The organism is Syntrophaceae bacterium, assembly GCA_013177795.1.
Taxonomy (GTDB): Bacteria; Desulfobacterota; Syntrophia; order Syntrophales; family UBA2192; genus UBA2192.
In genome coordinates, this window is the sequence record JABLXY010000002.1 from 1,043,868 (window position 1) to 1,053,440 (window position 9,573).

A 9,573-nucleotide genomic window follows, 5' to 3' on the forward strand; every position below is an offset into this window, starting at 1 on the left:
AAAGAATAAAACACAACGGATGAGAGGAAACTGCGAATGAAGATCCTGGTGGTCGATGACGAGGCCGTGACCCTGTCGTCCATGAAGAGGATCCTGCGCTGGCAGGGCATCAGGGACGTGGAGACCTGCGACAGCGGCAAGGAGGCCATCCGGCGGATCAAGGAGGGCGATTACGATCTCGTTCTGCTGGACCTCCTCATGCCGGAGGTGGACGGCATCCAGGTGCTCGAGGCCGCCAAGCCCTTCAAGCCCGGCACGGAGTTCATCATCATCACGGCCGTCGACGTCGTCTCGCAGGCCGTGAAGGCCATCCGCCTCGGCGCGTACGATTATCTCGTCAAGCCCGTGGACAACGAGCATCTCATGAGGGTCCTCGAGCGGGCCTACGAGCGCAAGGGGCTCATGGCGGGGATGAACCTCGCCCGGCAGGCCCGCGATACCCGCCAGCCCGACGGGTTCGCGGCGATCGTGACCGCATCCCCGCAGATCCGGGCTCTGCTCTCGTACGCCCAGATCATGGCCAAGGGGGGCAACCCCATCCTGATCACGGGGGAATCGGGGACGGGCAAGGAGCTCCTGGCCCGGGGAATCCACCTCGAGGGGCCCTCGCCGTCAGGGCCCTTCGTGGCCGTCAACATCTCCTCCATCCCGGAGACCCTCTTCGAAAGCCAGTTCTTCGGGCACGTCAAGGGGGCCTTCACGGGGGCCCTCAGGGATTACGAGGGATTTTTCGAGCAGGCCGACGGGGGGACGCTCTTCCTGGACGAGATCGGCGAATTCCCGCAACAGATGCAGTCGAAGCTCCTGCGCGTGCTGGAGGAGAAGACTTTCACGCGCCTCGGCGAGACGAAGCCCATTCGGGTGGACGTGCGGATCATCTCGGCGACCAACAAGGATCTCGACAAGGCCTGCCAGGAGGGAAAGTTCAGGCTCGATCTCATGTACCGACTGCGGTCGGCCCAGATCCACCTCCCGCCTCTGAGGGAGCGCAAGGATGACATACCGGTCCTGGCCGCCCATTTCCTCAAGCTGGCGGTCGAGAAACACGCCAAGCCGGTGCACGGGTTCAGCCCCGAAGCGATGGACATCCTCATGCGCCGCGATTACCCGGGCAATGTGCGGGAACTGGCCCAGATCGTCGAAAATGCCGTCCTGCTGGCCGACACGGCCACGATCCTGCCGAGGCACCTGGGGGAGGAGATCGCCGCGGCGCCCCTGTATGCGCGCAGCCTGTGCAGTCTCAAGGAGAACTACGAGACCCACGTCCTCTACGTGCTGCATCACACCCGGGGCGACCGCAAGCAGGCGGCGCAGATCCTGGGGATCACGGTCAGGCAGCTGCAGAGGAAGCTCGTTGAGATGCGCCGGAACCCCCGCTGGAAAATGCTCCTGGGCGACCTTTAGGTCACGAGGGGGGACATAAAGGTCACTTCGAAAATTCCCATTTGATATCCATGTGTTATGGCCGAACGGGGAGGCTGCTCCCTGCCCGTTTCCCGCGAGGTTGTATTCCGCGAAACCGAGTCTCCTGACGGCAATCCTGCTGCGCCCGCTGGTTTTATCTTCCCCTACGCGAACTTGAGAATTTTTCCGTGCCTGCGGCATTGTGGCATCCCACTTGCTCGCTGCATAATGATGTTAACTGAATGATTCCGCAATCCGGTCTGTTCGTGGTTCCGGTTTGAGCCATGAAAGGATCGGCCGGTTCGATCAACGAGGCGTAAGCCACACGGGTCCTCGACGGAAGGAGCGGCAACATGAAAAGGCTGGCGGCAACCGGTGCAGAGCGGGAGATCAGGTCGGGCAGGCGGGCCGACATGGAGTCCAACATCGTCGACACGATGCGCAAATATTTCCAGAACGACACGGGCAAATCGAAGGGTGACCTGGAATACACGATCCTCAACTCCGTAAAGCGGTACTTTGAAGGCAAGCCCCCGGAAAAATTGAGGTAACCCTTTCAGCCAAGACAGGCGTTTCATCCGGAAGGCATCATGGCTCTCCTCAACCTACTCACGCTGCAGATTTTGGATGCTCTCGTCAGGATCGAGGCCTGGAGCGAATCGGCCATCCTCGACAATGAAGACAGCCCCACGATCACGGCCCTGGGCCTGTTTCTGGTTCTCCTGTTCGGGTTGTTGCGGCGCTGTGCCGTCCGGATCAGAGGGGATGCCGAAGCGCAGCGGCGGGCCTGTCGCACCGCGCGCGAGGGCCCGTGCGGTGACCGGGTGGATCCCGGGGAGTACCGCTTCGACCTCCAGGGCCGCATCGTCGATGTCCCCCGCGGGGCGGAGAACCTGCTCGGGGCTGACCGCGAGTCGATCCTCGGCTCCCTGTTCAGCCGCTTCCTGCGGGAAAAGGACGTGCCCCCGGTGATCGACGGGTTCATCCGCGTGCTGCGCGGCGAGAGCGTCGACGGTCTGAGGGTTATCCTGCGAAGGGCCGATGGTTCTCTCGTGCCGGCCCGCATGGACCTGCACCCCGTCGTGCGCGCCGGGGAAATCGACGGGGTGCGCGGGTTGTTGAGAGCCTCGCCCGGGACTGCCTCGATTGCACGGCGGGAAACCGGCCGGACGGGTTTATGCGTCTACATCTTCCGCAAGGGGGAGATGCTGTACGTGAACCCGCGCTTCGCGGAGAGCTGCGGGTACGGGCGGCACGAAATCTCGTCCGTTGACCCGATGCAGATCATCCACCCCGCCGACCGTTCCAGGGTGCGCCGGAGCAACATCGGCCAGATGAAGGGGGAACCGGGGGCCTCCTGCGACTTCCGGCTCGTCACGAAGGACGGCCGAGTGCGGTGGGTTCGAGCCAGGGTTCGTCCCGTGACGTATCGCGGGCAGAAGGCGCTTCTCGGAAACCTCGTCGTCATGTCCGCCAGGGAGCAGACCCTGCAAGGCCGGGGGGACACAGGCGGCCGCAGGTCCGCTGCCGCACGCTGCGGCTGTTCCGCACCGGTTTGAACAAGGAACAGTCAATCCCCTTCTTTGCCCGAATCGCCAGCCCGCGGCTGAGAGACAGAGAGCCGAGGGCCGTGATCAGCATTCGATCCTTTTCCGTCTGCGCAGACCCCGGACCCGGCGTCCCGGGATACCGCGGGGTACGGCCTGACAGAAGAGGGGCACGATGGCCATCAAGGATCGCATGAAAACGCTCACGCCCCGGGAAGCCATGCTCTGGCGTCCCTGGGGCGACGAGGGCGGCGTCGAATGCTACCTCTGCAATCACCGCTGCAGGATATCGGGCGGGGGGTTTGGCATCTGCGGCATGCGCGAGAATCGGAGCGGGAGGCTGTGGACCCATGCCTACGGCGACCTCATCGCCGCCCACGTCGACCCCATCGAAAAGAAGCCCCTCTACCATTTCCTGCCCGGTACCGCCTCCTTTTCCGTTGCCGTCATGGGCTGCAACTTCAACTGTTCCTTCTGCCAGAACTGGCAGATTTCCCAGATTTCCGTCCGCGACGGCACGGCGGCCGGTGGTTTCCGGATGAGGGCGGAGGGCGTCGTGGAGACGGCGCTCGGGCAGCACTGCCGAAGCATCTCCTACACCTATACGGAACCGACGGTCTTTTTCGAATTTGCCTTCGACATCTCCCGCCTCGCCCGGCTCGAGGGGCTGGCCAACATCTTCGTGACCAACGGCTTCATGACCACGGAGGCCCTCGAGGTCATCGCCCCCTTTCTGGATGCGGCAAACGTGGACCTGAAATCCTTCCGGGACGATTTTTACAGGAAGGTCTGCCGGGGCAGGCTCGCTCCCGTCCTGGAATCCATCCGCTTCATGAAGAAGCTTGGCGTGTGGATCGAGATCACGACCCTGCTGATCGCCGGCGTCAACGACAGCGACGAGGAACTGTCGGACATCGCGCGTTTCATTGCCGAGGTCGATCGGGACATCCCCTGGCATATCAGCCGCTTTCACCCCGATTACCGGATGACGGGCGTCGGCGCGACCCCGCTCGAGACGCTGCGGCGCGCCTTCGATCTCGGGAAGAAAGCGGGGCTGCGCTACGTCTACCTCGGCAACGTGGTCGGCGAGGCGGCACAAACCCTCTGCCCCGGGTGCGGAAACCCCGTGATCCGGCGCAGGGGCTTCTGGCTGGAGCGCAACGACCTTCGCGACTGCCAGTGCCCGCGCTGCAACAGCCGCATCGCCGGGGTGTTCCGGGAACGGACGGCCAGCCGGACCCCGGGAGGGAGCGAAGTCCGGGTCACAGATAGCCGTCCGGGATCAAACAACAACCATCAAGAAAGACGGTGAAGTCAGAGCCTCCCTCCGAAAGAAACCTTGCTGCTGCCCGTTTTCCGCCGATCCAACCCGCCCAGACATCACCTTTCCCCTTGCTTTCTCCTGACCGGGATGCTATCTGAAGCCGTGAGTTTCACCCCGTCCATCGGTTAACGGCAAGGCAACCAATCCACTCCAGAAGCGGCAGCGTTACAAACCGGGTAACATCCACAGTTATTCTCTTTGGACTTTTCCCGTCGGATCACGCCTCATGGGCGCCGTCTGCGCAGGGCAGACCCGTACTTATTCACCGTGCCCCGCGAAGGGCCGAGCCCTGATCTTCGATTCTGGAGCACCCAAGGGTCCGCTACGGCCGGGTGAGCCCAGGATGCAAGACCAGGGCCCGCTGCCCGTCGCGTCGGCGCAACCGGCCCCGGCGGAGTCCCGGACAAGACAGAGTCTCTGGATATGAAAGCAAATGCACAACGGAAAGGAGGTGAATCGGGGAGTCATAGAGTCGAATGCTTCTATCGGTGCGGGTGTCGGCTGGGGTCATCCGGGCCCTGCAATTCATCGATGCGGTCTTCAAAGGAGGGAACTTTATGACTGTTTTCAAGAATTACGCCGAGACCAAGAACAAGCGGCCGGGCCCCCTGAGCGGGATCCGGGTTCTCGAAGTCTGCACGCTCCTGTTCGGGCCGGCAGGCCCGTCGTTCCTTGCCGAACTGGGGGCCGAGGTCATCAAGATCGAGCTGCCGCCCGTGGGGGACGTGACCCGCTCGCTCAACCCCTTCGGCTGGTTCTACAAGGAACAGGGGCCCATGTTCATCCACATCAACCCCGACAAGTACTACATGGCCCTCGATCTGCACATCGACATGGCCCAGCAGATCTTCAAGGAGCTCTGCGCCAAGTCCGACGTGGTCGAGTTCAACCTCAGGCCCGCCGTCACGAACCGCTGGAACATCGGCTACGAGGACATCCGGAAGGTCAACCCGGGCATCATCTATATCGAGAAGAACGGCTTCGGCCAGTGGGGACGCTACGCCGAGGAGGACCGCCCCTCCAACGACGGCGCCGCCCAGGCGCTTTCGGGCTACGCCTGGCTGTCGAGCTTCGCCGGCAAGCCCCCCCTGAAGCAGAGCATCTGGATCTGCGACGTCTTCGGGGCCATGATGGGCGAGGTGGCCGTGCTGTCCGCCCTGCACTACCGCCGGCGAACCGGCAAGGGGCAGTACATCGAGATGTCCCAGAGCGAGAACATCATGCGGGCCATGACGTGGGTGTGGCCCTACCAGCAGGTGACGCAGAGGCACGCCGAGCCCTCGGGGAACCGGGACCAGTGCATCTGCCCCGCCGACACCTTCTATTGCAAGGACGGGCAGTTCGTGGCTCTCGCCGCGCCGGCGCCCGACGAGTTCAAGGGCCTCTGCGCCGCCATGGGCAAACCCGAGCTCGCCGCCGATGCGCGCTTCAAGGACCACGAGACCCGCCTCAAGGACGAAAACGCGCTGGCCATCCTCAAGATCATCGCCGACTGGGCCGCCGGCAAGACGGCCGACGAGGTCGAGAAGCTGGGCGTCAAGCACGGCTTTGCCGCCTCCCGGGTCTTTTCGGCCAAGGACGAGTGCGAGGACCCGCACCGCCGGGCCCGCGGCGCTGTCAAGGTGATCGACGACCCCATGTACGGCCAGTACGTGGACCACGAGATCCCCATCAACATGTCCAAGACCCCGCCCAAGCACCGCTGGTCGGTCCGGCCTGTCGGGTTCGACAACGACTACATCATGACGAAGATCCTCGGCCGCAGCGAGCAGCAGCTCAAGGAGCTCTACGGTCACGGGGTGCTCGGGAAGTGGAAGGACCAGCAGGGCCGCAGGCCGCCGTCCGACTGGGACGGGCAGTCCGGCGCCATCTTGAGGAGGTGATGAGCCATGGCAGACTACAAGAGAGCGAAGTGGGCGGCCTGGGCGGATCACATCCGCTCCCTGGACGACCCTGCAAAGAATTTCGAGAAGCCCGAGGCCCTCGATGACCTCGTCGTCATCGACCTGAGCTCCCGGAGCATGGCGGGCTGCTTCTGCTCGTCGCTGCTGGCCGAACTCGGCGCCGAGACGATCCGCATCGAGCCGCCCGGCGGGGACCTGATCCGCACGTACTCCCCCGGCGGCATCATGGTGAAGGACACGGGGCTCGCCTATCTCCAGGAGGGCCGCAACAAGCATCACATCACCCTGAACATGGAGACCCCCGAGGGCCGCGCGATCTTCAAGGACCTCGTCGGTGCCGCCGATGTGCTCATCGAGACCTACCCGGCGGGAACGATGGACGGCTGGGGGCTCGGCTACGAGGCGCTGGAAAAGATCAACCCGCGCCTCATCATGTGCTCCATCACGGGCTACGGCCAGTTCGGTCCCGACAGCGAGCGCAAGCTCTACGACTACGACAACGTCGCCCAGGCCCGCTCCGGGATCCAGTACTGCACGGGCGAGGTGCTTCCCGAGGGCAAGACGGTTGAGGAAATGCCATGGGCCGTTCCCACCAAGGCGGGCCCCCACATCGCCTGGGCCGTGTCGGGAACCTTCGGCGCCATGGGGATCCTCGCAGCCCTCTACCACCGGGGCAAGACCGGGGAAGGGCAGGCCATCGACATCTGCACGCCCGAGGCGTACAGCCGCCTGGCCGACTATCAGCTCATGTGGTACGCCCACGCCGGCGTGATCGCCGAGCGCTTCGGGAGCCTCGACACGGCCCTGTGGCTCTACGGGTTCTTCCCGACCAAGGACGGCGGCGTCTTCCTGGGCGGCCTCAGGCTCGAGATGTGGAAGGCCTTCGTCGACATCATCGGCAAGTATGACGAGTGGAAGGCCGAGGAGTGGACGACGCTGGCGCCCTTCATGAAGAAGGACTGGCAGCTCAAGTACCAGTCCATGATCGACCCGGAGACGAAGAAATACACGAGCGAGGAGCTGACCCAGAAGTCCGTCGAGTATGCCAAGAGCGGGCGTCTGGCCCCGATCACGCCGGTCGTGGCCGAGATCGTCTCGCCCTGGAAGGCCATGCACGACGAGAACTGGCAGGACCGCGGCATCTTCACGCCGGTGCAGGACCCCGTCTTCGGCTCCGTCATCTGCGCCCAGTCGCAGTGGAAGTCGACGGAGACCCCGCCGCGGACGAAGTGGGCCTGCCGCCCCGCGGGCTATGACAACGGGCATGTCTACCTGAAGTACCTGGGCTACGGGCCCGCCAAGCTCAAGGAGCTCGAGGGCAAGGGCGTCATCTGAAGTCATCGGTGAGAGCGGAAAGGCTGAAAGAGCGACAGAATCCCCCACCCCCCTTTAGAAAAGGAGGCAGGGGGGATTTGAAGTTTCGGGTGTACGGGCACCGCCGGGGCTGCGGGGGTCTGATCGGAAACAGGGTCGCCCCGGCCCCGTGCCCCCTTGACAGCTCGACACTCGAAACTGCGTAACCGGAAAGACCATCTTTGAGAGGGAGGTTCACGTTTATGTCTCTCGGCATTCCCCTGACGGACGCGGACAAGGCGAAGTTCAACACCCTCAACAAGGACACCGTCGAGTACCTGATGACCCGCTACAACAAGGTCAACCGATGGGTCATCGCCGACATGATCCGGCGCAGCGCCTACCACTTCCCCGACAAGACGGCCATGATCTTCGGTGACCGGAAGATGACCTACGCCGAGATGGAGGGGGAGTGCAACCGGGTGGCCAACGCGCTCATGGACCTCGGCGTGCAGAAATATGACCGGGTGGCCATCCTGGCGCACAATACGATCGACCACGTCCTGACCTGGTTCGGCTGCTGCAAGGCGGGCGCTGTGTACCTCGCCATCAACTACCTGCTCCGCGGCAAGGACATCGCCTACTGCATCAACCACTCGGAGAGCAAGGTCTTCATCGTGGAGGACGCGCTCTACGACCTCGTCAAGGACGTCCTCGGCGAGATGCCGACGGTCAAGACGTGGATCTGGTCCCGCCAGGGTGCGGGCAAGCCGCCCGTGAACGAGACGTTCAAGGACTTCGAACCGTGGTATAAAGCCTATCCCGCGACGGAGCCCGACACCGTCCTGCGCATCGAGGACCCCGTCCAGATGACCTACACGAGCGGCACCGAGTCGCTGCCCAAGGGAGTCATCATCTCGAACCAGGCCCTCATGGCCCAGTACATGGGCTGCATCGTGGACGGGCAATACAACGAGGACGACGTGCAGGTCAATGCCCTGCCCATCTACCACTGCGCCCAGCGCGACGTGTTCCTGAACCCCGTCTTCTGGGTGGGCGGCACGAACATCCTCATTGCCCCCGACATCGGTCAGATCCTCAAGAACATCGCCGACTACAAGGCCACGATGTTCTTCGCGCCGCCCACGGTCTGGATCGGGATGCTTCGGCACCCGGATTTCGGTAAGTACGACCTCAAGAGCCTCAAGAAGTGCTACTACGGGGCCTCCATCATGCCCGTCGAGATCCTCAAGGAGCTGATGGAGAAACTGCCCGGCACGGGCATCTGGAACTACTACGGCCAGACGGAGCTGGCGCCCTACCACACGGTCCTCAAGGCCAAGGATGCGCTGCGCAAGCTGGGCTCGGCGGGCATGGGCGGCATAAACATGGAGACGAGGCTCGAGGACGACAACTTCAACCCCATCACACAGCCCGGCGTGCCGGGCGAGATCTGCGGCAGGGGGCCCCACGCCCTCATGATGTATTTCAAGGACCCCGAGAAGACCGAGGAGGCCATGAAGGGCGGCTGGTTCCACTCCGGCGACGTGGGCATCATGGACGAGGACCGCTACATCACGGTGGCGGACCGCAAGAAGGACATGATCAAGACCGGCGGCGAAAACGTGCCCACCCGCGAGGTCGAGGAGGCCATCTACAAGGACCCGCGCGTACAGGAAGTGGCCGTCATCGGCGTGCCGCACCCGAAGTGGGTCGAGGCCGTCACGGCCGTCATCGTGCCCAAGGCGGGGCAGACGATCACCGAAAAGGAGATCATCGACCTGTGCCGCAAGGAACTGGCGGGCTTCAAGGTGCCCAAGGGCGTCGTCTTCGTACAGGCGCTGCCCAAGACGCCCACGGGCAAGATCCTCAAGCGAGACATGCGCGTGACGTACAAGGACATGTTTGCGAAGGGATAGGCGAAAGGCGAAAGGCGAAAGGCGAAAGGCAGACCCCCTCTGCCCCCCGGCTTTTGAGGCTGTGTCGCAACAGTCAAGAGGGGACGAGTTGTTTACCCGTTCTTTGACAACAAAATATCCGTAACGTCTATCCGCGCACGGTCTGTCGGGCAGGTTTTGATGGTTCAGGGCCCTTTGAAGAG

The 9,573-nt window shown here is 63.4% G+C and carries 7 protein-coding genes; all 7 read left to right on the forward strand.

All coding sequences use genetic code 11. The features are described from left to right. Window positions 1-36 precede the first annotated feature (36 nt). The 7 genes from HPY67_09845 (at window position 37) to HPY67_09875 (ending at window position 9,391) form a co-directional block, all read left to right on the forward strand. Window positions 37-1,404, forward strand: coding sequence for a sigma-54-dependent Fis family transcriptional regulator (locus HPY67_09845; protein NPV05018.1), 1,368 nt, complete (start codon window positions 37-39; stop codon window positions 1,402-1,404). Window positions 1,405-1,757: 353 nt separating this feature from the next. After that, complete coding sequence (locus HPY67_09850) at window positions 1,758-1,955, forward strand: hypothetical protein (GenBank protein ID NPV05019.1); 198 nt, start codon at window positions 1,758-1,760, stop codon at window positions 1,953-1,955. 39 nt (window positions 1,956-1,994) lie between these two features. Beyond that, on the forward strand, window positions 1,995-2,963 hold the full coding sequence (locus HPY67_09855; protein ID NPV05020.1) for a PAS domain S-box protein: 969 nt from the start codon (window positions 1,995-1,997) through the stop codon (window positions 2,961-2,963). Between the two features lie 208 nt (window positions 2,964-3,171). Next, window positions 3,172-4,263 (forward strand): AmmeMemoRadiSam system radical SAM enzyme, encoded by a 1,092-nt coding sequence (gene amrS / locus HPY67_09860; GenBank protein NPV05021.1) that lies wholly within the window; start codon window positions 3,172-3,174, stop codon window positions 4,261-4,263. A 569-nt stretch (window positions 4,264-4,832) separates the two neighbouring features. Further along, on the forward strand, window positions 4,833-6,158 hold the full coding sequence (locus HPY67_09865; protein NPV05022.1) for a CoA transferase: 1,326 nt from the start codon (window positions 4,833-4,835) through the stop codon (window positions 6,156-6,158). Between the two features lie 6 nt (window positions 6,159-6,164). Further along, window positions 6,165-7,514, forward strand: a complete 1,350-nt coding sequence (locus HPY67_09870; protein ID NPV05023.1) for a CoA transferase — start codon at window positions 6,165-6,167, stop codon at window positions 7,512-7,514. A gap of 221 nt (window positions 7,515-7,735) precedes the next feature. After that, window positions 7,736-9,391 carry an acyl-CoA synthetase gene (locus HPY67_09875; protein NPV05024.1) on the forward strand — a complete coding sequence of 552 codons (1,656 nt, stop codon included), beginning with the start codon at window positions 7,736-7,738 and terminating at the stop codon, window positions 9,389-9,391. Window positions 9,392-9,573 lie beyond the last annotated feature (182 nt).